Raw genomic sequence first — 22,341 nt, forward strand, 5'->3', positions numbered from 1 at the left:
TAATTACACAACTATGACCTTGTATAAAGAATTAAGTTTAAGTGTTCTTCGTTAAACTTGAGTTAATAGAAATATTAAGATTTAAAGTATTTCTTGTAATTACGTTTAGCAAAAAAACCAATAACGAACCAAATCACTAAACTTATAATGATAAATTGATAACTAATAATTTGGTCTCCACTAGCATAAGAATGTAAGCCTGTTAAGTAGAAATTAACACCAAAATACGTCATTAAAATAGAACCAAAAGCAATTACAGCAGCCCAATTGAAAGCAAACATGCCTTTTAAACCAGGAACAAATCTCATATGAATCACAAATGCATAAACAATAATGCTAATTAAAGCCCAAGTTTCTTTAGGATCCCAACCCCAGTAACGCCCCCAACTTTCATTGGCCCATTGGCCACCTAAGAAGTTTCCTATGGTTAGCATAATTAAACCAACTGTAAGTGATAATTCATTAATTATGGTAAGCTCTTTTATATTTAGCTTCATTTTTTTCTTATTCTTTTTAGTTGTAGCGATTATCAAGAACAACGCAACTAAACCTATAATTGTGCTTAATGCAAAAGGACCATAACTACCAACAATGACCGCTACATGAATCATTAACCAATAAGAGTCTAATACAGGCTGTAAATTACCAATACTTGGGTCTAACCAATTTAAGTGAGCAACAAATAAAATAATTGAAGCGACAAATGCAGTTGACGCCATAGTTAAGTCACTTTTCCTACCAAATGCTAAACCAAAAAACATGGTTGCCCATCCTACATAAATCATACTCTCATAAGCATTACTCCATGGCGCATGCCCTGAAATATACCAACGTAAAATTAATCCTGCCGTATGTGAAAGGAACAATACAACGAGTAATATTTTACAAATATTTACAATAATGGTATTAACTTTAGACTGACTAAAAATTTGTATTAAAACAAACACAATCATGATAAAGCCAACCAATAAGTAATATTTGTAAAGTTTGTTGAAGACATCTAACTTATTGTAAAGTATTTCAGCTTCAACTTTATCTTTACTTGGTAACACTTCACTGCCATATTTCTTCTGAAAATTATTCATGCTTGTCAAAATACTTTCTGCTTGTGTATAGTCACCAGTTTGTCTAGCTTTTTGAAGGGATTGAATATATATAGGCAAAATGCTTTTTGTATACAGCGTATCTTCATTGGCAAAAAAGCGATCTTCTTCTAACTCCGTATATGAGACCCAGCGGTTATTAGGGTGATTAGGAATAGGAAAAATACGCAACATTTCGCCTTGGAGTGTGCTAAACAATAAATTTACACGCTCATCGGCTTTTATAAAATCTTTTTGAAACTGATTAGGAACTTTAGCCCGATAGGCTTGCTCTAAAAAAGATCCTAACTTGTATGTACCATCTTTATTAAAAAATTGCGTTAAAGACAAATACTCTTTACCTTCCGGTATATCTAATATATGATGAATACTATCGTTTTTAGCTTTTAAACTAATAATTGGCGCAGTGTACCAAACCATTGGATTTTCTATCATTGATAGTAATACCTGATCACTATTCAAGCCTTGATAAGAATCTTGTTTACCAAGTTTTCTTAGCAATTGAGAAGAATATGTATTAATCGGCTTCATTCGGCCGCCATAATCTTGAATAACTAAATTTCCAAACTTAGCGGCGTGATTTTCATCAACGGCATTGGCTTTAATCATTTTGTTAACTTGTTCAACATCCATATTCATGACGCTTGACGCGGAAGAATGATTGTCATGAACATCTACAGAGTCAACTTCAGTTTTAGGTTGAGGCTCAGCAACAACATTACCATTTTCTACTTGTGCAAAAGTTGAAGTTGATAAACCAAATAAAATTAAAAGGCTTGCCAGTTTTGCCTTTTTAGCTTTAACTTTTTTAAGAGAATGACGCAAATTTCCAAAACGTGAGTGGCGATCAAACATAATAAGCATTAAACCTAAATAAAGTAAAAAATAGCCAATATAAGTAATCCATGTGCCCCACCAATCGTTATTAACTGATAAAATGGTGCCACGTTCATCAGGTTGAAAAGAGGCTTGAAAAAACCGATAACCATCGTGGTCTAAGACATGGTTCATGTAAATATCATAAGGATAAGAATTTGCTCCATCAACAACTTCAACTTTAGACATAAATGAAACATAACTTGGTGTACCACGATCAGCTGTTCCAGGTTGTTTTTCAGCAATAAAATCGTTTAATTTTAAAGAAAATGGAAGTTCGACTTCTTTACTGCCATAACGCGTATATATATCAAACCCACCAACTTCAATTTTCTTTAAGTCTTCAATTGTACCTTGAGAGCCTAATAAACTAATTGTATCTGTTTCGGTTGGTGTAGTTACTTTGAATTTAACGCCATCACGTTCATTTTCATTTGGGTTTTCAATAGCCACTAAGTCATATTTTCCTTTGATAGCTTGTTCAGGAATTACAAACTGCATATTGCCAACATTGTAGAGTGATCTTAAGTTCAATTTTTGGATTGAATCTTTAATAAGTTGTCCTTTTTTTTGATCAGCCATTCGCATCCAGTCGCCTTCAAAAGCAGAGTTGATTGAAAAGCCAACATCGTTATTACCAGCTATGTTAATAGCGCCATCAGTTTGTTTATTAAATGCAAACAAGGTGTTGTGAATATTTACTACCTCACCAGATTCTAGGTAATGCTCATGACGACTGCCACTACTCGACTCTACTAATTTTAAAAATAAGTTACCTTCTTTACTTGATACAACGCCTTCTTTAGCAGCTTTAATAAAATCGACAACTTCAAAACTAACTGGTGTACCGTTAAATTCAGTTTCAATAATTTTTCCTTTGCTAATTTTAGGACCTAAATTAATGGGGTGATGTTGGATTCTACGTCTTGGTTCGCCATTAATTTTACCATCAATATAAGTGGTAAGGTAAGTTTTTTCAGAGAGCATTTTGTTGGTAAGCTCGCCTTCTTGAATTGGCATAATACCTTCTTCTCCTATATAACGGGTAACAAAAGCACCAAATAATATTAAAATAAAAGATAAGTGAAAAACCAGAGTTGTTAACTTTTCTTTTCTAAGAAGTTTAAATCTAAAAATATTCCCCACAAAATTAATGACAAAAAACACCATGATTGCTTCGAACCACCAGGCATTGTAAATCCACTCACGTGCTGTGATGGTAGCATAAGAATTTTCTACAAATGTACCAACAGCCATAGCAACTGCAAATATGATGAATAAAGCAGCCATGAGTTTTGTAGAGAAAAGTATATCGGCTAATTTTTTCTGAAGCATAACTAAAATTTTGAAACGCAAAGATATTGAAAACAAGCCAATTTATTAGCTTAAATTCAGCTTATGCAAGTGATATTTATAAAATGTTTAGGCTTTAAAAAGTATTGAATAAATTTATAGACGAAAACCCATTTGTATTTTTAAATTTGTAAATATGAAGCATATTTCAATTATTGGTACTGGAAATGTAGCTTTCCATTTAAGTCAGGCGATATTAAAACTTGACCAATGGAAATTGTACCAAGTTTATGGACGTAAGCCATCAGCAACGCAAGAATTTAAAAACGACTTAGCTTTAAATGATCTACAAACTGTTAACGATCTGAATGCTCTAGGAGAAGTTGATATTATATTATGTTGTATTAGCGACAATGCCATTCAAGAAGTTATTTCAAAATTAAAACTACAAACAACGCTTATTGCGCATACATCAGGTGCCACGGCTTTGCAGAATACCGCTGTTAACAATGCTGTACTTTATCCTTTACAGAGTTTTTCTAAATGGAAGGAATTAAATTATCAAAACATCCCTTTTTGTATAGAAGCTGATTCAGAAAGGAATTTAAAGCTCATAAAATCTTTGGCTAGTCATATTTCAACTGAAGTATATCATATCAATTCAAGTCAACGACTTCAACTGCATCTCGCTGCTGTTTTCGTGAATAATTTCACCAACTACATGGTTAAAATAGGTGAAGATTTATGTCAACAGAATAACATCGATTCTTCCATTTTGCAGCCATTAATTATCGAAACCTTTGATAAGCTTAAACGTATGCCAGCTACTGAAGCGCAAACTGGTCCTGCTAAACGTCAAGATCATCAAAGTATTGAAGCACATTTCAATTTACTCAAAAACACGAATTATCAATCACTATATCAAAATATTAGTCAACACATTTTAAACGATTATGGAAAAAAATTATAAAGAATTACTCAACGACATTACCACTTTTGTATTTGACATTGATGGTGTTTTAACCAATGGTAGCTTGCAGGTTACCTCAGAAGGCTTTTTACTGCGTAGTATGAATGTAAAAGATGGTTATGCCTTAAAACAGGCACTAAAAAAAGGCTATGAAATCTTAATCATCTCTGGCGGTACTAATGAAGGTGTTAGAACACGATTAAAAGATTTAGGAATTACCAATATACATCTCGGAATTAATGATAAGGTAGAATGCTTAGAAGAATTTTTAGACATCTATGAAATTAAAGCCGAACAAGTAGCTTACATGGGTGATGATATTCCTGATCTTTATCCCATGAAGTTGGTTGGTTTACCTTGTTGCCCTCAAGATGCCGTACCAGAAGTTAAAGCTGTTGCCAAATATATTTCACACCATCATGGTGGAGAAACTTGTGTTCGAGATTTGATTGAACAAGTGATGAAAGCTCAGGACCAATGGGAAGTTTAAAGTGAATAGCTTCAGCTTTTTTAAGCTTATTAGACCTGTAAACTTACTGATGATTATTGGTTTACATAGCATTATACGCTTTATTTTTTTACCTGCAGTTTTAGTTGAAGTTAATTTAGCTTTCACTCATTTTTTGAGCTTAATTTTAGGGCTAATCTTAATAACTTCGGCAGGTTATTTAATCAACGACAAATATGATATCTTAACCGATCGTATTAATAATAAGCTGAAATTACCAGCACACAACTTCACTAAAAAATCAACTATTATACTTTATGGGATATTAAGCCTCACAGGAAGTATTGTAGGACTTTATGTAGGTGTTGTTTATGCTGATTATTTTACAATATTTAGTTTTCTTGTTGTTCCATTTCTACTTTTTATTTATGCCAAACATCTTAAACAAAAACCACTTATTGGCAATATTTTAGTCAGCTTTCTGATTGCTTTAAATGTGATTCTTTATCTTAATTTAGAGATTGATTTACTGGATTTTAATCAATTAGTAGTAAAATTAAGTTGGTATTTTGCCGGAATGAGTTTTTTACTTCATCTTGGCCGTGAAATGATTAAAGATATAGAAGATATTAAAGGAGATTATGCTTCCCAAATGAATACATTACCAATTTGTATAGGCAAGAACCGAACTAAAAAGCTTGTTTTCATCCTTCTATTAACTTTAATTGGTTTAAGTATTGTGTTCTTTAATCTTCATTTTTCTGAAGAACCTCAAATACTTTTGTTTGCTTATAGCTTCATTATTTTACCAAATATGATATTAGCTTGGCTTACCACGCAAGCAAAATCTAATAAATCTTATAAGCGTTTGAGTACTTATTTTAAGTTTGTAAGTTTGTTAGGAATAAGTTTATTACTTGTATTTTAAACCATAAAATATGCTGCCACTCATAGAAAAAGTAAATGAAATTGATCTCATCTTAGCATCTGGTTCACCAAGAAGAAAAGAAATTTTACAACAGCTTGGTTTTAAATTTAAGGTTGAAACTAGACCAATTGATGAAGTATATCCTGAACATTTAGTCAAAACAGAAATCAGTGATTTTTTAGCCGAGCAAAAAGCAAAAGCCTTTGAAGATATTCCGTCAAACACAATAGTAATAACTGGAGACACCATTGTTTGGCACAATAATCAAGCTTTAGGGAAACCTACCGATTATCGAGAAGCGGTTGAAATGCTAGAAAGCTTATCAGGTCAAACCCATGAGGTTATTTCATCAATATCGATTAAAACAAAACAAACGATAACTACTGTGCATGAAACGACTCAAGTAAGCTTTAAAAAAATAGATGAGCACGAAATAGCACATTACATTAATACCTATTTGCCTTATGATAAAGCTGGTTCTTATGGCATACAAGAATGGATTGGCCAAATCGGTATTACTAAAATAGAAGGATCTTTTTACAATGTAATGGGTTTTCCGACGCGCGTATTTTATGAAGCCCTTAAAGAAGTCATAAAACAAGACTTCAACTCTAAATAATATTGTACATTTAAGTTAAAAATGAAGTATTTAACTTTACTGATCTGGAGCGTTTTTATCATTGGCTGTCATAATCCCCCAAAAGAAACTCAAAACTCATTTTCTGACTTAAATCTACCCAAAGCGTTTAAAGATTACTGGTTCTCTGGACTCGGCGAAATTAATACTTACAAACTTAAGCAATCCAGATATGGTCAAACCAGAACTGGTCATGCAAGCTTAATTTTTGTAACTGAAGAATTTCAGAATAAATTGCAGGTTAAAGCCAACCAAAAATCAGCTCAAACTACTAATGTTTTAAAACTTAATGCCACCAAAAAGTTTAATACTGGCATCTATCCATACAGTCTTATGCTAAGTGTTTTTGACCCATTAACTCAACAGCAATATGCCAAAAAACTGAGCTTCAGTAGTCAAGAATGGTGCGGTCAGGTTTACATGCAACTCAATAATCGTGAAAAATTTGAAATAAAGCTTCACTCCTATTTTCAAAATGAAGCAGACCAAGACTTTATGATCAGCAAGACAGCTTTAGAAGATGAAATATGGACACAGTTACGTATAAATCCTTTTGAAATTAAATTAGGAAGGTATAAAATGCTTCCAAGTCTAGAATTTTTTAGGCTTCAACACAAGGCCTTAGAACCTGATTCTGTTGAAGTTTCTCAAAGTAAAGACGTTACACAAATCACTACAAAAATTCAATATTCTAATTTTAAAAGACAACTCAGCATCGTTCAAAATTCGTCATTTCCTTACACTATTTTAAATTGGCAAGTCATTGTTAATCAAGACACAACATCAGCAAAATTATTAAAGCAGTTACAAATTGATTATTGGAATAAAAATGATAATAAGTTCTTACATTTACGCGATAGTTTAAATCTGTGAAATATGTCCTCAGAGTTTTTAGAATTGTATTTAAAACCGATTATTTGGACGGTTGTAACGCTAATTATTTTAATTATCTTTAGGTTAATTTTGAAAAGTTCGGCTCGAAGAATTGCAAAAAAAACAAATAAAAATGAAGGTCGAACACGCCAAATGGCCAAATACATTAATGTGTTGGTTTCATTTATTGCCATTTTTGCTTTATTGCTTATTTGGGGTGTAGATTATCAAAACATTGCACTTATATTTTCTTCTGTCTTTGCTGTTATCGGTATCGGTTTATTTGCCATTTGGTCAATTTTAAGCAACATCACTTCAGGGATTCTCATGTTTTTTTACTTCCCATTTAACATTGGCGATAAAATTAAAATTCATGATAAAGATTTTCCAATTGAAGCCGTTATTGAGGATATTAAAGCATTTCAATTACACTTACGCACCAGCGAAAACGAATTAATTACTTATCCGAATAATTTAATTTTGCAAAAACCAATCAGTTTAATTGAAAAAGACGTGATTAACTAAACGCTTAATTGATTTTTTAGTCAAACAAAAAAACACCTATGAAGTTGAAGTTCTTTTATTTATTCGTTCTTAGCATTAATTTTATATTAGCGCAACAACCTGAAAAACCAACCTCTGGTGAAATCTATCAGAATTTAAAAGCCCTTAATTTTTTAGGTAGTGTACTTTACATCGCTGCGCATCCAGATGATGAAAACACACGGCTAATAAGCTATTTATCTAATCAAGTTCATGCTAATACGGCGTATTTGTCACTTACACGTGGTGATGGTGGACAAAATTTAATAGGTCCTGAAATTGGGGCAGCATTAGGACTAATTAGAACCCACGAACTGCTTGAAGCTAGAAAAATAGATGGCGGACAACAATTTTTTACTAGAGCTATAGATTTTGGCTACTCTAAAACACCAGATGAAACACTTAGTATTTGGAATAAAGACAAAGTACTAGCCGATGTTGTTTGGACAATCAGAAATTTTAAACCTGATGTTATTATTAATCGGTTTGACCACCGAACCTCAGGTAGCACACATGGCCACCACACTGCATCAGCTTTATTAAGTGTTGAAGCCTTTGATAAAGCAAGTGACAAAAACCAATTTCCTGAGCAACTCCAATTCACCAAAACTTGGCAACCAAAGCGACTGTTCTTTAATACATCGTGGTGGTTTTTTGGCAGCAAAGAAAACTTTGAAAAAGCCAATAAATCTAATTTAATTTCAGTTGATATTGGTCAGTTTAATCCATTGCTAGGTTTGTCTATTAATGAAATTGCTGCCAATAGTAGAACTCAACATAAGTCTCAAGGTTTTGGTAGCACCGGCACAAGAGGTCAACAAATTGAATATCTTGAATTTTTGAAAGGTACAAAACCTCAAAAAGAAGCTATTTTCGGTGGGATAAACACCACTTGGACGCGTTTAGAAAATGGCCAACAAATTGCTAATATTTTAAAACCACTCGAACAAAGTTTTGATTTTAACGAACCTTGGCGTATTGTCCCTCAACTTTTAAAAGCTAGAGACTTAATTAATCAAATAAACGATAATCATTGGCGAAAACTAAAGCTGAAGCAAATTAACTTATTAATTAAACAATGTTTAGGCTTGTTTTTAGAAGCAAAAACTTCAACTGAAACAGCTTACCCAGGACAAAATATCAGTATAGATATTGAGCTCATTAATAGAAGTCCTATTCAAGTTCAGTTGAAATCAATTTTCATAGAAAATGAAAACATAGGATTTAGAAAAGAGCTAAGGCTGAATAAAACTTTTAAACATGAATTAAAATATCAAATTCCAAAAACAACTGAATTCACTTCGCCTTATTGGCTAAAACAACCTGCAAATAAAGGGCTTTACCAGGTAAATTCACAGCAAATAATTGGGCAACCCACATCAAATGAAGCCATAGAAATAAGATATAATTTAAGTATTAATGGTGAAGAAATCAGTTACAAAAAGCCGCTAGTTTTTAAGACCAACTCTCCGATTGATGGGGAAGTTTATGACTATTTTAAAATTATCCCTCAAGTAAATTTAAGTTTTTCAGCACCACAACTTAGTTTTAATCAACCAGAAACTAAAATAGTCAATTTAACAATCAAGGCTAATAAAACAATAAAAGATGCGGTTTTAGAGTTTAATAATTGTGATTCATGGACGATTTATCCCTCAAAAATTGATATTAAAACCCTTAATTCTGGAGAATCACAACATATTGAATTAAAAGTTAAAGCTTCAAATATTTCAGAATCATGTGATTTAAAACCTGTTTTAAAATCAAAAACTGAAAACTTCCAAAAACACATAAATACAATTGATTATAAACATATTGGGCAGTTACATATTGTTGAAGACAGCAAACTTCGCTTTAATAAATTTAATATTAAAGTACCGTCAAAAAAAGTAGCTTATATTAATGGTGCTGGGTCAAGCATACCTGAAAATTTAAGTGCTATTGGTATTAATGTAGATCGCTTTAACATTAATGAAATTACAACTAAGAAACTTAAAAATTATGATGTTGTTATTACAGGTTTAAGACTTTATAACATAGAATCAAACATTGATATCAAACAAGCCTTATTTGAAAATTTTGTAGCTAACGGCGGTCATTTAATTATTCAGTATAATACAAATCGCTCTTTAAAAACAAACCAATTTAAACCATTAAATTTTAATATTTCGCGGGATCGCGTTACTGATGAAACTGCTAAAATGGAGATTTTAGAACCTCAGCATCCCATCATTAACCAACCAAATAAAATTACCACCTTAGATTTTGAAAATTGGGTGCAAGAACGCGGTTTATATTTTGCTGATAAATGGTCTGAAAGTTTTACGCCAATCTTTAGCTTAAATGATGCCAATGAAACACCAAAAAAAGGCGCTTTAATTATTGGCGAATTTGGTAAAGGACATGTTACTTATTCAGGTATCAGCTTTTTTAGACAATTACCTGCTAATGTAGAAGGTGCTTATAAATTATTAACGAACTTAATTGCACTTTAATGAAAAACCGATTTACATGGAAAAAGAGTTTTAGCTGGGTGCTTATTTTGAACATCATCTATGTTATTTTACTTTTTATCTTCATGAAAATATATAATTAATATGACTTTAATAGACGTTATAATCCTCATAGCAACACTTAGTTTTATCGTGATATATGGCGTTTATAAAACACAGAAGCAAAATAGCGTTAATGACTATATAAAAGGCGGTAATACTTCACAATGGTGGACAGTTGGTTTATCAGTCATGGCAACACAAGCTAGCGCCATTACATTTTTGTCAACACCAGGGCAAGCCTTTAACGATGGTATTGGGTTTGTACAATTTTACTTCGGATTGCCAATTGCAGTAGTTATTATATGCTTAGTGTTTATTCCAATTTATCACAAACTAAATGTTTATACAGCTTATGAATATTTAGAAAGTAGATTTGATTTAAAAACAAGAACTTTAACCGCACTACTTTTTCTAATTCAGCGTGGTTTAGCTGCTGGAATTACCATTTTTGCACCTTCAATTATTCTATCGGCTGTTTTAGGTTGGAATTTAATCTATCTTAATATCATTATCGGGAGTTTAGTCATCATTTATACAGTTTCAGGCGGTACTAAAGCCGTAAACGTAACCCAAAAACAACAAATGGCTGTTATTTTTGGTGGACTTATTATTACATTTTTCATTATTTTAAGTCAATTGCCTGATCAAGTCAACTTCAGTAATGCGTTAGACATTGCTGGTCGAACTGGAAAACTAGATGCACTTGATTTTTCGTTAGATTTTGATAATCGATATACATTTTGGAGCGGAATTATTGGCGGAAGTTTTCTAGCTTTATCTTACTTTGGAACCGACCAGAGTCAAGTTCAACGGTATTTATCTGCAAAAAACCTAAAAGAAAGTCAACTTGGCATGTTGTTTAATGGTTTTTTAAAAGTTCCGATGCAGTTCTTTATTTTAATGGTTGGTGTAATGGTATTTGTGTTTTACCAGTTTAATGCAGCGCCATTAAATTTTAATCCTGCAGCTGAAGAAACCATAAAAACATCTATTCATGCTGAAGATTACAAGAATTTAGAGCAAGCCTTAATCGAAATAGAAAGTAAACAACAACAGTTTAACCTTAAACACATCAATAAAACATTAACTTTAACTGAAGTAAAACAACTCAAAGCATTTGAAAAGCAAAAAGAAAATTTAAGGGTTCAAGCTGCTCAATTAATAGACAGCTTAAATACTGAAGTTGAAACAAATGATAAAGACTATGTGTTTATTCATTATATCTTAAACCATTTACCCAAAGGTTTAATTGGTTTATTAATTGCCGTCATTTTATCAGCTGCCATGTCTTCAACCGCATCAGAATTAAATGCCTTAGCCTCAACAACAACAATTGATTTATACCAAAGAAACAAAGGAGATTTAAGCGAAAAACACTACGTTAAAGCTTCAAAATTATTTACACTTATTTGGGGCGTTTTAGCCATTATTGTTGCTTGTACAGCTAATTTGTTTGATAATTTAATTCAGCTAGTCAATATAATCGGCTCAATTTTTTACGGGAATGTTCTTGGTATTTTTCTATTGGCTTTCTTTATTAAATTTGTTAAAAGCAGAGCGGTTTTTATCGCAGCATTAATCACTCAAGTTGTTGTTATTTTTGGTTTTTGGCAAGACTGGATGCCTTATTTATGGCTTAACTTATTTGGTTGCTTATTGGTAATTAGTATAGCCATTGCCATACAATCAACACAAAAAAAAGCTGAAACCACATAAGGCTTCAGCTTCTAAAATACTTTAAAGGAATATTTTTATTGCCACTCGGCTAAACTATCCTTATTCATTTTTACATAATCTTGATTTCCAGCTTTTTTAGCACCTTCTAACGAAGCTTTTGCGGCATCAATCGCTTTATCTTTCATGCCAGCTTTCGCATAAATAAGTGATTGTTGCCTTAACATCCAATAAGGCTTATTTTCAACCATTGTCATCGCCTTTTCAATCCATTTAACTGATTGATTAATATCTTTACCAGAGGTTAAGTAATACACAGCTGCGTTATAAAAATCATTGGCTGAAGGGCCATTCATTACTTTATTTATATTATCCATCACCATTTCATCTGTTGAAAATTGCATTGGTATACTAACCATTGTTTGCTCCCAAGAAATTTCTAAATGAGCTTGACTATTAGATAAGTGATTAACACCAATCGTGAATGATTCTACCACTGGCTTTATAGCTTGCGTTTTAACTTCAATTTGTGCTGCAATTTTATCTTCATTCCATTGTTCTGGTCTTCCCCAATTATTGGTATCAGTATAGAAATAGACTGTCCAATCATTTTTTTCAGGTTTAGTAAAAATAGCGTAAGAACCAGCTTCTAAAACCTGATTAGCAATTGTTACATCGTGTTCAAAGCTAATTACTGTGTTAGCATTTGCGCCAGTACGCCAAAGTTGACCAAATGGCACTAAATCTCCAAAAATTATTCGACCACGCATGGCTGGTCTTGAGTACTTTAAACTAACATTGGTTAAACCTACAACTTGTTCAACTTCAGCAAGTGGACTTGGTTGTGGCGTTTTAATTTGTGCATTAAATTGAGTGGCAATTAATAAGCAAAAAAGTGCAATAAATTTCTTCATATTCTATTTTTTTGTCAAATATATTTATATAAAGTAAACGAACTCATAAATTAATTATATTTTTATAACATATTAGACAATATGATTTGTATGAATAAATCTAATTTATCAATCCTTTTTATCATCTTAACTTTTTCAGTTGGTTTCAGTCAATCAATATGGCAAGTAAATTCAACTCAAGTAAGCAAGCAACTTCCGAAGCATATTTCCCCAACAGCACAACCTGTTTTTTATCAACTCAATAAACAATTATTATATCAAAAACTTCAAAAGAAAGCCAAGAATACAGAAGGAATAAGTCTAGAATTACCCTATGGAAATACTAAAGCTGAATTAAAAACCTTTCAAATTCAACAGGTGTTTACGATACCAAATCAAAAATCTAAATCAATCTCAAAACGAATTTTATCTTATAAAGGCACTTCGGTTGAAGGTAACGAGTCGGTAAGAATAACCATAACTCCCATTGGACTATTTGCCTCTATTATCGGACCAAATACACGCAAATATATTAACCCAATTGGTCATAATTATGCTGTTTTTAATCCTTCTGATTTCAACAAAAGATCTTTTGATTGCCTCAGCGAAAACAATTCTAAAAAATCTATTGAAACTACACCTAAAGTTATAGACGACAGTTTGTTAAGAACTTATGATCTTGCTGTAGCTTGTTCTGGTGAGTATGCCCAATTTCATATTAATGCAGCCAATGCCAATAACGCAACTGATGCTGTTAAAAAAGACATTGTACTTTCGGCTATGGTAGTTACAATTGATCGTGTCAATCAAATTTATGAAAATGATTTAGCTATTAGTCTTCAACTCATTTCAAATAATAGAGATTTAATTTTTTTAGATTCATCTACCGATCCTTATGACAACTTTGACTCTAGCCAATTAATTAACAATAATACTAGTGTCATTAACAACATTATTGGCGAAAACAACTATGATTTAGGCCATGTTTTTACCACTGGTGGGGGTGGCATTGCGGCACTTGGTTCAGTTTGCTCAAATATTAAAGGCGCTGGCGTCACAGGTTTACCAAATCCGGTTGGCGACCCTTATGATGTTGACTATGTTGCTCATGAAATTGGTCATCAATTTGGAGCAACACACACCTACAACAACAGTTGTGGCAATAATAGAACTAATTTTACGGCCTTCGAGCCTGGTAGCGGACAAACAATTATGGCTTATGCCGGCATTTGCGCACCAAACGTCGCTAATAATAGCGTTCCTTATTTTCACTCAGCTAGTATCAATCAAATCAGCAATTTTGTAAGCTTTGGAAATGGAGGCTTTTGCGTTGACAGCCAAATTATTAACAACACAGCACCACAAATTGAAGTCGTTAACAATTACACTATTCCAAAATCAACGCCTTTTAAATATAGTGCATCAGCAACCGATTTAGAAAATGATAATCTTACCTATACATGGGAACAGCTAGATAACGAAATTAGTACGCAACCACCTTTAGCTTTTTCGACAGAAGGACCAAATTTTAAATATCTTCCACCTTCTGAAGATCCGTTTAGATATTTTCCAGACTTAAGCACTGTTCTGGCCAACGAAAATTCAACCACATGGGAAGTTTTACCAAACGTGGCAAGAAATATGACTTTTGTGGTCACCGTTAGAGATAATAATATGTCTGGCGGACAAGTCTCTACTGAACTAAGCAATTTAACAATTTCAGATGCGGGACCATTTGAAGTTACCTCTCAAAATACAAATTCACTTTCTTACACAGGAAATTCAAATATTGAAATCACTTGGGATGTGGCTGGGACTGATGCTAACAATATCAACACCAATGAAGTTGACATTTTATTATCTACCGATGGAGGCCTAAATTTCGATCAAATCTTATCTGAAAATACACCTAATGACGGTAGTGAATTTGTTGATGTGCCTAATATTGATGCTTCAAATTGCCGTATCATGATTCAACCAGTTAATAACATTTATTTCGCTGTAAACACAAGTCCGTTTTCAATCACTAAAGATTTATCAACCAACGACTTTCAGGCTATAAACTTCAAAATGTATCCCAATCCAACTAAGGCTAATGTTAATTTAGAATTTGGCACTCGACTTGAGGAAATTCAACTTAAAGTTTTTAATATTCAAGGGAAATTAATTTCTGAAAACTATTATCAAACAAGTTCAAAAATCACCTTAAATACTGAAGTTTTTAGTAGTGGTGTATATCTAGTTAAAGTTGAAGCTAATGGAACTTCTTTAATTAAAAAGTTGCTCATCAACTAACAACGCAAAGCATTAGATTGTAAATTTGTAATAAAAATACACATGGATATTTCTGTAATCCCAAATATTAAACACACCCAAGCTGATAATTTCTTTTTATTAGCTGGTCCTTGCGCCATAGAAAGCGAAGCTATGGCCATGCAAATTGCTGAACAAATTTTAAAAATTAGCGATACTTATCAAGTGCCTTTTATTTTTAAAGGCTCATTCAAAAAAGCAAATCGAAGCCGAATTGACAGTTTTACTGGAATTGGCGATAAAAAAGCCTTAGAGATTCTAAAAAAAGTAGGTGAGACTTTTAATATTCCTACCGTAACTGATATTCACCAAGTTCAGGATGCCACGATGGCGGCCAATTATGTTGATGTGCTTCAAATTCCAGCATTTTTAGTCCGGCAGACAGACTTAGTAGTTGCTGCTGCACAAACAGGTAAAGTCGTTAATTTAAAGAAAGGACAATTTATGAGTCCTGAAAGCATGCAACATGCCGTTCAAAAAGTTTTAGACAGTAATAATGAACTTGTGATGGTGACCGACCGTGGAACAATGTTTGGCTATCAAGATTTAATTGTAGATTTTAGAGGTATTCCAAGCATGCGCGAATTTGCAACAACTGTCTTAGATGTAACACATTCCTTACAACAACCCAACCAATCATCTGGTGTAACAGGCGGAAGACCTGATATGATTGAAACTATTGCAAGAGCTGGTATCGTAAATCACGTAGATGGGCTTTTCATTGAAACGCATTATAATCCTTCTGAAGCCAAAAGTGATGGCGCCAATATGTTAGATTTAAAACATCTCGAGCAACTTATTAAACGTCTTACTCAAATCAGAGTAACAATTAATCAGTTTTAAAATTTTAAATACTTTTTATTCAAGATTGAAATATGATGCGTTTCGTGGCCTTTTAATATAAAGGGAATTACTCTAACTGAAAAAGGACCACCACTCGCCTGGCCTATTTTTAAGAGACTTTTTTCTGAAATACTTTCGTACAAAGAAATTGTAGAAGCACGATTATTTTGATAATCACTTATTAATTGGTTAATGCTGAGCTGTGACGAATTATCATTTGCAGCATAATTATCAATATCAAATCCTGGTAATTCGGTTTGGTCACCTCTAGAAATGCGTAAAGCTCTTACAGTAAAGATACGTTCAACATCAGTAATATGTTGTAAAATTTGCTTCGGTGTCCATTTGCCTTCAGCATATCGATAATTAAGCTGTTCTACTGTTAAAGAAGAGAATACTTCAACTATTTCAGATTCAAATAAAGTATCTTTAAGTTGAATTTTATCAGGTAATAAATCTAAATACCGATTATAATAATCTTGGTATTCAGCTTGATTAAGCTGAGTTTTAGTAAAATTAAGCGCTTTTAAATTCATTTAATTAATTCGTTTTACATACTGGCCTTCACGTCGTTGTTTTTCTTCTTGTAGTAGCGCAAGCTCACGACCTGTTTGCCCTTTAACCGACGAATTTTCTTGTGCACGTCTAATTAAATAAGGTACTACATCACGTATTGGACCAAATGGCAATAATTTAATAGCATTTGATTGGTGCTTACCAATGTTGTAGCTAATATGGTCACTCATGCCATAAAGTTGGCCAAACCAAACACGGTCATCATCAAGATCAATGCCTTGTTGTTCCATTAACTGTAATGCCATGTAAGAACTAACTTCATTATGTGTACCAATAAACATGCTGATGTCTTCAATATTATTAATACAATAAGTCATTACAGCATTAAAGTTAACATCGGTTGCTTCTTTATCTTCGCAAATTGGAGATTGATAACCTTTGCGTTTAGCACGCAAGTTTTCTTTTTCCATATAAGCTCCGCGAACAACTTTAAAGCCTAATTTAAAGCCTTGATTGTTAGCACGTTCATGCAATTCTTTTACGTAAGCCAATCTATCCCAACGATAACATTGAAGTGTATTAAAGATATAAGCCTTATCCTTATTAAATTTCACCATCATTTCTTCAATAAGATTGTCAGCGGCATCTTGCATCCATGACTCTTCTGCATCAATTAATAATTTAGTATCATAATCTACCGCTGCTTGACATATTTTTTCGAGACGATTTTTAATTCTATCCCATTCATTTTGTTCTTGAGAGCTTAAAGTTTCATTATGGGTTACTTTTTCCCAAATCTCAAAGCGGCCTATACCAGTTGGTTTAGCTACAGCGAAAGGTAATTCTTTTGAGGTTGAAGCAAATTTAATAATTTCAATTTTTCGTCGTGCAGCTTTATCAAAATCAGCTTCTGTTTCTTTACCTTCAACCGAATAATCTAAAACACTGTGAACATTTTTAGAATACATCAATTTAACCAAAGGCATACACTCTTCTTGTGTCTCACCACCACAAAACTGCTTAAAAATAGTTGCTCTAATTATAGACTCAATTGGGAGCTTAATTTTTAACGCAAACTGAGTTAAAACCGTTGAAATTGGTACAAAAAAAGGAATGTTCATTAAAGAGAAAATGAATAATGAGCGCTTTAAATCTTTATCGGTTTTAAGAATGAAAGCATTTTTAGTATCGTTAAATATTTTAGTGTCGATCATTAATTGAAATTTTGCCAAATATACTTATAGATAAGTTGACTTTATAGGCTTAAAGTTGCTAATTTCGCATAATTAACATAGCGTTTTTAAAATGAATTCAATTATCTTAAAAAATTATAATATACACTTTCAAACTGAAGCATATCGTGCTTTAAATCAATATGTTTCAATTGAAGATTTCTCTAAAATAATTATTCTTGTTGACTCAAACACACACCAGTATTGCTTAAGTTCTTTTTTAGGAGAATTAGCGCAAACAGAACATATAGAAATTATTGAAGTTAATCCTGGTGAAGCACATAAGTCTGTTGAGACCTGTATCCAAATTTGGCAAAGTTTAGCCGATTTAAACATAGATCGCAAAGCTATGATGATCAATCTAGGTGGTGGCATTGTAACAGATTTGGGTGGATTTATTGCCTCATGTTTTAAACGCGGTATTAGCTTTGTACATATTCCCACGACACTTTTAGGCATGGTAGATGCAGCAATTGGCGGTAAAAATGGGGTTAATTTAGGCGCACTTAAAAATCAAGTCGGCGTCATAAATCCGCCTGAAATGGTAATAGTTGACCCAAGTTACTTAGCTACATTATCTCAAGCTGAAATGCGTAGTGGTCTTGCAGAAATGATTAAACATGGCTTAATAGCTGATCGTGATTACTTAAATAGCTTCAAAGATTTGTCGCAATTCACCACAGAACATTTAACAGATTTAATTCGTGGCTCAATTGACATTAAAACTAAAATTTCTGAAAATGATCCAACTGAAAAAGGGCTTCGGAAGGCACTTAATTTTGGACATACCTTAGGTCATGCTATTGAATCTTATAGCATGAACAGTAAAGAATTTCCAAAATTGCTTCATGGTGAAGCTGTGGCTATCGGCATGATATTGGCTCTATATATTTCAACTGAAGTAAGTGGTTTTTGTAAAGATGATTGTGATGATTATTCTAATTTAATTCGTCAATACTTCAAATCAGTTGAGTTTAATTCAGATGCTATTAAGCAAATTAAATCCTTACTTATTCACGATAAGAAAAATAGTAATGGACAAATCAATTTTGTTTTGCTTAATAAAATCGGAGAACCACAACTCGATTGTCAAGTTTCTGATCAATTAATAGATCAAGCTTTTGCTTATTACCAATCATAAAAAAAGCTTTCAAAAAATTGAAAGCTTTTTAAGTAAGTTTATAATTACGTATTAAGCAGTTTCTTCAACTAAATCTTCAATACTCGCTAAATATCGCTCTGCATCAAGTGCCGCCATACAGCCAGTTCCGGCAGCGGTTACTGCTTGTCGATATTCTTTATCTTGTACATCTCCCGAGGCAAAAACACCAGGAATGTTAGTTTTAGTAGACTTACCTTTTGTTATTAAGTAGCCAGCGTCGTCCATATCTAAAAGACCTTTAAATATATCTGTATTAGGTTTGTGACCAATGGCAATAAACAAACCTGTTACAGGAATGTCTTCTTTTTCTTGAGTTTGGTTATTAACTACACGAATACCTTCAACAACTTGATCGCCTAAAACCTCATCAATTTCAGTAAAATAGCGCAAATCAATATTTTTAGTATTTTCAACACGGTGTTGCATAGCTTTAGAAGCTTTCATTTCACCTTTTCTAACCAACATCGTTACTTTTGTACAAATATTAGCTAAATAAGTAGCTTCTTCACAAGCCGTATCACCGCCGCCAACTATGGCTACATCTTGACCTTTATAGAAAAAACCGTCGCAAACAGCACAAGCAGAAACTCCACCACCACGAAGGCGTTGTTCACTTTCTAGACCTAAATATTTTGCTGATGCACCTGTAGAAATGATTAGGGTTTCAGCTTCAACCCATGTTTTATTATCAACCTGAGCTTTATGAATTCCACCTTTTTCTTTAGATAATTCGACTTTAGTGACCATTCCAATTCGAACTTCAGTTCCAAAACGCTCGGCTTGTTGTTGTAATTCTACCATCATTTTTGGACCATCAATACCTTCAGGATAACCTGGAAAATTATCAACTTCAGTTGTCGTTGTTAATTGTCCGCCAGGTTCCATACCTGTATACATCACAGGTTTTAAATCGGCTCTTGCCGCATAAATTGCAGCCGTGTACCCAGCAGGACCTGAGCCAATAATAAGACATTTTATACGTTCTATTTGATCTGACATAACTTTTAATTTAGATTACAAATGTAGTAAGATTTTAAATGTTGTTTACAAAATCAAATCATTTGTTTTTATCGGTGCATAAAGCTTGTTGATTATCATTTATTAAAAATTTTAGCAAGGTTGAATGTCACTATTTTTTAATAGATTTGTTAAACAATCTTACATAACATGAACAGTGATCTACTTGCTCAATTAGAGCAAAAATATAAAGATTTAGGTGAAAACCCAGAAGCTTATTTGAAAGGATTAATACATGCTAAACCCATTAATTACTGGGATTATATTGAAGTTGACACATTATTATCATTACAAAAGCCACGTACTAATTTTAAGGATGAAGTTGTATTTATCATGTATCATCAAGTCACTGAACTTGTTTTACGACTTATGATTCATGAAATTAAGCAAATCACCGAGAAATCTAAACCGGATGAAGATTTTATAATTGAAAAATTAAATCGCTTACATCGCTACACTGATATGCTCATTACTTCATTTGATGTCATGAAAGATGGTATGAACTATGATGATTATAACCAGTTTAGATTTACATTAACACCTGCTAGCGGATTTCAATCTGCGCAATTCAGAGAACTAGAATTATATTGCACACCTATTGAGCATCTTATAAATGCTGAAACCAAGGCTGAAATGCCGAACAATGCCTCTACAAGAACTAAATTTAATTTTATCTATTGGCAAGCTGCTGGTGTTGATAAAAAAACAGGTGAAAAATCTTTAACCTTAAAAGCTTTTGAAGACAAATATTTAGACCAATTTGTTGCTTTAACTGACAAAATGAAGGGTCAAACTTTATGCGAAATAATAGAAAGTTTTAGCTCACCATCAGAAAAATTGATTAAAGCTTCAAAGGACTTTGATCACGCTTACAACGTTAAGTGGCCACTCACCCATTTGCGAACAGCCACACAATATTTAGATAAGAAAGGAGAACGAAAAGCTGCAACTGGTGGCTCTAATTGGAAAAAGTATTTACACCCTAAGTTTCAACAACGTCAATTTTTCCCGCATTTATGGAAAGAAAGTGCAATTTTAGATTGGGCATAGTTATTGGTCATTTTATAGTATGAGTAACAAATTTAGTTTTTTAATTTTAATCGTTTGCTTCAGTTTTAGTAGTTGCTTAGCTCAACTAAGAGATTACAAACAGGTAAAAACTATAAATTTGGAACCTAATTTAAGCATTTTAGAAGACCCGTTTAGTATTAAAAATCTGCCTCAACCACAGCTATTAAATATGGTTATTGATTTGAATGTAAATCCTTTTCAACAAAAAAGAGAAATCAATATGGTAGCAGCAACGGCTCGTAAGGCTCAATCGCAGAATTATAATTTATCTGAATTCAAGTTTGTAGAGCGACAATTGGCCATTTTTAGAAAAGAACGACCTAGATTAAATAACAGCATCCAAACACCTTTTTCACCAGATTATCATGACCAATTAATTTATTCAGGTTCTAACAGAGTTAATAATGACGCTTACAAAGCAAATAAAACTTTTGAAACACCATCATATATAAATAATCTTTATCGCTCACCTTACAGGCGCTATAGAGGTTTTTGGCAATATTAATCTAAAATAAAATCAAGTTTTTATTAAGCCTTAACCAATATTTTAAGACTTATTTTTTAAGTAAATACCGTCACCATTCTTAATGATGATTTGCTTGTCTTTATACAAACTCCCAATGGCTTTTTTAAATGCTTTTTTACTTAAATGAAGTGTTTGATAAATCGCTTCAGGCTTAGATTTATCATGAAGCGGTAAGTACCCTTTTTCTGTAGCTTTAAGGATATCATAAACCTTCTGCGCATTAGGTTCAATACTTTTGTAGCCAAATTTTTGTAAAGTGACATCAATTTTATTGTCAGGTCTCACCTTTTTGATGTAAGCTTTTAGTCGATCACCAGTTTTTAAATCAGCATAAACTTCGTCTTTATAAAGTAAACCAGCATGAATCTCGTTAATAATTACATTAAAACCTAATTCTGTAGGATTGGTAATAATAATTTCAACTTCATCAAATTCATTTACTGTTAAAACAGAGTTATCTACAAATTTGTTTACTCTACTTGAAGCCACTAGCCTATTGGTTTCTTCATCTAAGTAACAAAAAACCAAGTAATTATTGTTTGGTTTCATCTTGTAGGCTTGCTCGCTATGTGGCACAAATAGATGTTTTTCGAGATTCCAATCTAAAAATGCGCCAAAATCATTGCTATCAACACAAGTTAAAACTGCAAACTCATCAAGTTGTATTTTAGGCTCTAAAGTTGTGGCGACAGGACGTTCTTCAAAATCTAAATAGACAAAAACTTCAATTGAATCGCCAATTTCATAGGTTTTTGGTTTGTATTTATTGGGAAGCAAAACTTCATCACCAGCTTCATTTTTTAAAAATAATCCAGGCGCAGTATCGCGATCAATTTCAAGCGTGTGTTTAAGGCCTAATTCAAGCATT

Annotated in this window: 19 protein-coding genes; 13 read left to right on the forward strand and 6 right to left on the reverse strand. The window is 32.7% G+C overall.

What is annotated here, in order from left to right; translation table 11 throughout:
* Positions 1 to 74: 74 nt before the first annotated feature.
* On the reverse strand, positions 75 to 3,314 hold the full coding sequence (gene ccsA / locus BUB82_RS02580) for a cytochrome c biogenesis protein CcsA (protein ID WP_073191598.1): 3,240 nt from the start codon (positions 3,312 to 3,314) through the stop codon (positions 75 to 77).
* Between the two features lie 154 nt (positions 3,315 to 3,468).
* Here ccsA and BUB82_RS02585 point away from each other — a divergent pair, with 154 nt between their 5' ends.
* The 8 genes from BUB82_RS02585 to BUB82_RS02620 all read left to right on the forward strand — a co-directional run bounded on the left by BUB82_RS02585 (position 3,469) and on the right by BUB82_RS02620 (position 11,942).
* Positions 3,469 to 4,242 carry a Rossmann-like and DUF2520 domain-containing protein gene (locus tag BUB82_RS02585; RefSeq protein WP_073191600.1) on the forward strand — a complete coding sequence of 258 codons (774 nt, stop codon included), beginning with the start codon at positions 3,469 to 3,471 and terminating at the stop codon, positions 4,240 to 4,242.
* On the forward strand, positions 4,226 to 4,732 hold the full coding sequence (locus BUB82_RS02590; RefSeq protein ID WP_073191615.1) for a KdsC family phosphatase: 507 nt from the start codon (positions 4,226 to 4,228) through the stop codon (positions 4,730 to 4,732). The genes BUB82_RS02585 and BUB82_RS02590 overlap by 17 nt, the downstream gene beginning before the upstream one ends.
* A gap of 49 nt (positions 4,733 to 4,781) precedes the next feature.
* Positions 4,782 to 5,618 carry a UbiA family prenyltransferase gene (locus BUB82_RS02595; RefSeq protein WP_073191618.1) on the forward strand — a complete coding sequence of 279 codons (837 nt, stop codon included), beginning with the start codon at positions 4,782 to 4,784 and terminating at the stop codon, positions 5,616 to 5,618.
* A 10-nt stretch (positions 5,619 to 5,628) separates the two neighbouring features.
* The gene (locus BUB82_RS02600) at positions 5,629 to 6,237 is read left to right on the forward strand and encodes a Maf family nucleotide pyrophosphatase (RefSeq protein WP_073191620.1); all 609 of its coding nucleotides are present in this window, start codon (positions 5,629 to 5,631) and stop codon (positions 6,235 to 6,237) included.
* Positions 6,238 to 6,258: 21 nt separating this feature from the next.
* The gene (locus BUB82_RS02605) at positions 6,259 to 7,128 is read left to right on the forward strand and encodes a hypothetical protein (RefSeq protein WP_073191622.1); all 870 of its coding nucleotides are present in this window, start codon (positions 6,259 to 6,261) and stop codon (positions 7,126 to 7,128) included.
* Positions 7,129 to 7,131: 3 nt separating this feature from the next.
* Complete coding sequence (locus BUB82_RS02610) at positions 7,132 to 7,653, forward strand: mechanosensitive ion channel domain-containing protein (protein WP_073191625.1); 522 nt, start codon at positions 7,132 to 7,134, stop codon at positions 7,651 to 7,653.
* 38 nt (positions 7,654 to 7,691) lie between these two features.
* A complete protein-coding gene (locus BUB82_RS02615; protein WP_073191629.1) occupies positions 7,692 to 10,166 on the forward strand; it encodes a PIG-L family deacetylase in 2,475 nt (824 codons plus the stop codon).
* Between the two features lie 102 nt (positions 10,167 to 10,268).
* Positions 10,269 to 11,942, forward strand: coding sequence for a sodium:solute symporter family protein (locus tag BUB82_RS02620; protein WP_073191632.1), 1,674 nt, complete (start codon positions 10,269 to 10,271; stop codon positions 11,940 to 11,942).
* A 35-nt stretch (positions 11,943 to 11,977) separates the two neighbouring features.
* Here BUB82_RS02620 and BUB82_RS02625 read toward each other — a convergent pair whose 3' ends face one another.
* Entirely contained in the window at positions 11,978 to 12,814 is an 837-nt protein-coding gene (locus tag BUB82_RS02625; protein ID WP_073191635.1) for a DUF2911 domain-containing protein, read from the reverse strand.
* A 90-nt stretch (positions 12,815 to 12,904) separates the two neighbouring features.
* Between BUB82_RS02625 and BUB82_RS02630 the strand changes: the two genes are divergently transcribed.
* Together BUB82_RS02630 and kdsA are read left to right on the forward strand one after the other, a co-directional pair.
* Positions 12,905 to 15,088: a zinc-dependent metalloprotease gene (locus tag BUB82_RS02630; protein WP_073191638.1), complete on the forward strand. Its 2,184-nt coding sequence runs from the start codon at positions 12,905 to 12,907 to the stop codon at positions 15,086 to 15,088.
* A 42-nt stretch (positions 15,089 to 15,130) separates the two neighbouring features.
* The gene (kdsA, locus tag BUB82_RS02635; RefSeq protein WP_073191641.1) at positions 15,131 to 15,949 is read left to right on the forward strand and encodes a 3-deoxy-8-phosphooctulonate synthase; all 819 of its coding nucleotides are present in this window, start codon (positions 15,131 to 15,133) and stop codon (positions 15,947 to 15,949) included.
* Here the strand turns inward: kdsA and BUB82_RS02640 are convergent.
* Together BUB82_RS02640 and BUB82_RS02645 are read right to left on the reverse strand one after the other, a co-directional pair.
* A complete protein-coding gene (locus BUB82_RS02640) occupies positions 15,946 to 16,485 on the reverse strand; it encodes a DinB family protein (protein ID WP_073191643.1) in 540 nt (179 codons plus the stop codon). The genes kdsA and BUB82_RS02640 overlap by 4 nt on opposite strands.
* Entirely contained in the window at positions 16,486 to 17,679 is a 1,194-nt protein-coding gene (locus BUB82_RS02645) for a proline dehydrogenase family protein (protein ID WP_073191646.1), read from the reverse strand.
* A gap of 91 nt (positions 17,680 to 17,770) precedes the next feature.
* Here BUB82_RS02645 and aroB point away from each other — a divergent pair, with 91 nt between their 5' ends.
* Positions 17,771 to 18,838 carry a 3-dehydroquinate synthase gene (gene aroB / locus BUB82_RS02650; protein ID WP_073191649.1) on the forward strand — a complete coding sequence of 356 codons (1,068 nt, stop codon included), beginning with the start codon at positions 17,771 to 17,773 and terminating at the stop codon, positions 18,836 to 18,838.
* Positions 18,839 to 18,889: 51 nt separating this feature from the next.
* Here aroB and trxB read toward each other — a convergent pair whose 3' ends face one another.
* Positions 18,890 to 19,858 (reverse strand): thioredoxin-disulfide reductase, encoded by a 969-nt coding sequence (gene trxB, locus BUB82_RS02655; RefSeq protein WP_073191652.1) that lies wholly within the window; start codon positions 19,856 to 19,858, stop codon positions 18,890 to 18,892.
* Positions 19,859 to 20,026: 168 nt separating this feature from the next.
* Here trxB and BUB82_RS02660 point away from each other — a divergent pair, with 168 nt between their 5' ends.
* Both BUB82_RS02660 and BUB82_RS02665 read left to right on the forward strand, forming a co-directional pair.
* Positions 20,027 to 20,926: a tryptophan 2,3-dioxygenase family protein gene (locus BUB82_RS02660; protein ID WP_073191654.1), complete on the forward strand. Its 900-nt coding sequence runs from the start codon at positions 20,027 to 20,029 to the stop codon at positions 20,924 to 20,926.
* A gap of 118 nt (positions 20,927 to 21,044) precedes the next feature.
* Positions 21,045 to 21,452, forward strand: coding sequence for a hypothetical protein (locus BUB82_RS02665; protein WP_143185628.1), 408 nt, complete (start codon positions 21,045 to 21,047; stop codon positions 21,450 to 21,452).
* Positions 21,453 to 21,494: 42 nt separating this feature from the next.
* Here the strand turns inward: BUB82_RS02665 and BUB82_RS02670 are convergent, their stop codons facing one another.
* Complete coding sequence (locus BUB82_RS02670; RefSeq protein WP_073191660.1) at positions 21,495 to 22,340, reverse strand: CvfB family protein; 846 nt, start codon at positions 22,338 to 22,340, stop codon at positions 21,495 to 21,497.
* Between the last annotated feature and the right edge of the window lies 1 nt (position 22,341).

The sequence above is a fragment of the Psychroflexus salarius genome, from assembly GCF_900129035.1.
In the GTDB taxonomy this organism is placed as follows: Bacteria; Bacteroidota; Bacteroidia; order Flavobacteriales; family Flavobacteriaceae; genus Psychroflexus; species Psychroflexus salarius.

Excerpts from the sequence above, each read along its gene's own strand:
- BUB82_RS02660 (WP_073191654.1), top strand. The coding sequence starts at position 20,027 with ATGAACAGTGATCTACTTGCTCAATTAGAGCAAAAATATAAAGATTTA.
- BUB82_RS02615 (WP_073191629.1), top strand. The coding sequence starts at position 7,692 with ATGAAGTTGAAGTTCTTTTATTTATTCGTTCTTAGCATTAATTTTATA.
- BUB82_RS02630 (WP_073191638.1), top strand. The coding sequence starts at position 12,905 with ATGAATAAATCTAATTTATCAATCCTTTTTATCATCTTAACTTTTTCA.
- aroB (WP_073191649.1), top strand. The coding sequence starts at position 17,771 with ATGAATTCAATTATCTTAAAAAATTATAATATACACTTTCAAACTGAA.
- BUB82_RS02625 (WP_073191635.1), bottom strand. The coding sequence starts at position 12,814 with ATGAAGAAATTTATTGCACTTTTTTGCTTATTAATTGCCACTCAATTT.
- BUB82_RS02605 (WP_073191622.1), top strand. The coding sequence starts at position 6,259 with ATGAAGTATTTAACTTTACTGATCTGGAGCGTTTTTATCATTGGCTGT.
- BUB82_RS02645 (WP_073191646.1), bottom strand. The coding sequence starts at position 17,679 with ATGATCGACACTAAAATATTTAACGATACTAAAAATGCTTTCATTCTT.
- BUB82_RS02590 (WP_073191615.1), top strand. The coding sequence starts at position 4,226 with ATGGAAAAAAATTATAAAGAATTACTCAACGACATTACCACTTTTGTA.
- BUB82_RS02595 (WP_073191618.1), top strand. The coding sequence starts at position 4,782 with ATGATTATTGGTTTACATAGCATTATACGCTTTATTTTTTTACCTGCA.
- ccsA (WP_073191598.1), bottom strand. The coding sequence starts at position 3,314 with ATGCTTCAGAAAAAATTAGCCGATATACTTTTCTCTACAAAACTCATG.
- BUB82_RS02670 (WP_073191660.1), bottom strand. The coding sequence starts at position 22,340 with ATGCTTGAATTAGGCCTTAAACACACGCTTGAAATTGATCGCGATACT.
- BUB82_RS02610 (WP_073191625.1), top strand. The coding sequence starts at position 7,132 with ATGTCCTCAGAGTTTTTAGAATTGTATTTAAAACCGATTATTTGGACG.
- BUB82_RS02620 (WP_073191632.1), top strand. The coding sequence starts at position 10,269 with ATGACTTTAATAGACGTTATAATCCTCATAGCAACACTTAGTTTTATC.
- BUB82_RS02600 (WP_073191620.1), top strand. The coding sequence starts at position 5,629 with ATGCTGCCACTCATAGAAAAAGTAAATGAAATTGATCTCATCTTAGCA.
- kdsA (WP_073191641.1), top strand. The coding sequence starts at position 15,131 with ATGGATATTTCTGTAATCCCAAATATTAAACACACCCAAGCTGATAAT.
- BUB82_RS02585 (WP_073191600.1), top strand. The coding sequence starts at position 3,469 with ATGAAGCATATTTCAATTATTGGTACTGGAAATGTAGCTTTCCATTTA.
- trxB (WP_073191652.1), bottom strand. The coding sequence starts at position 19,858 with ATGTCAGATCAAATAGAACGTATAAAATGTCTTATTATTGGCTCAGGT.
- BUB82_RS02640 (WP_073191643.1), bottom strand. The coding sequence starts at position 16,485 with ATGAATTTAAAAGCGCTTAATTTTACTAAAACTCAGCTTAATCAAGCT.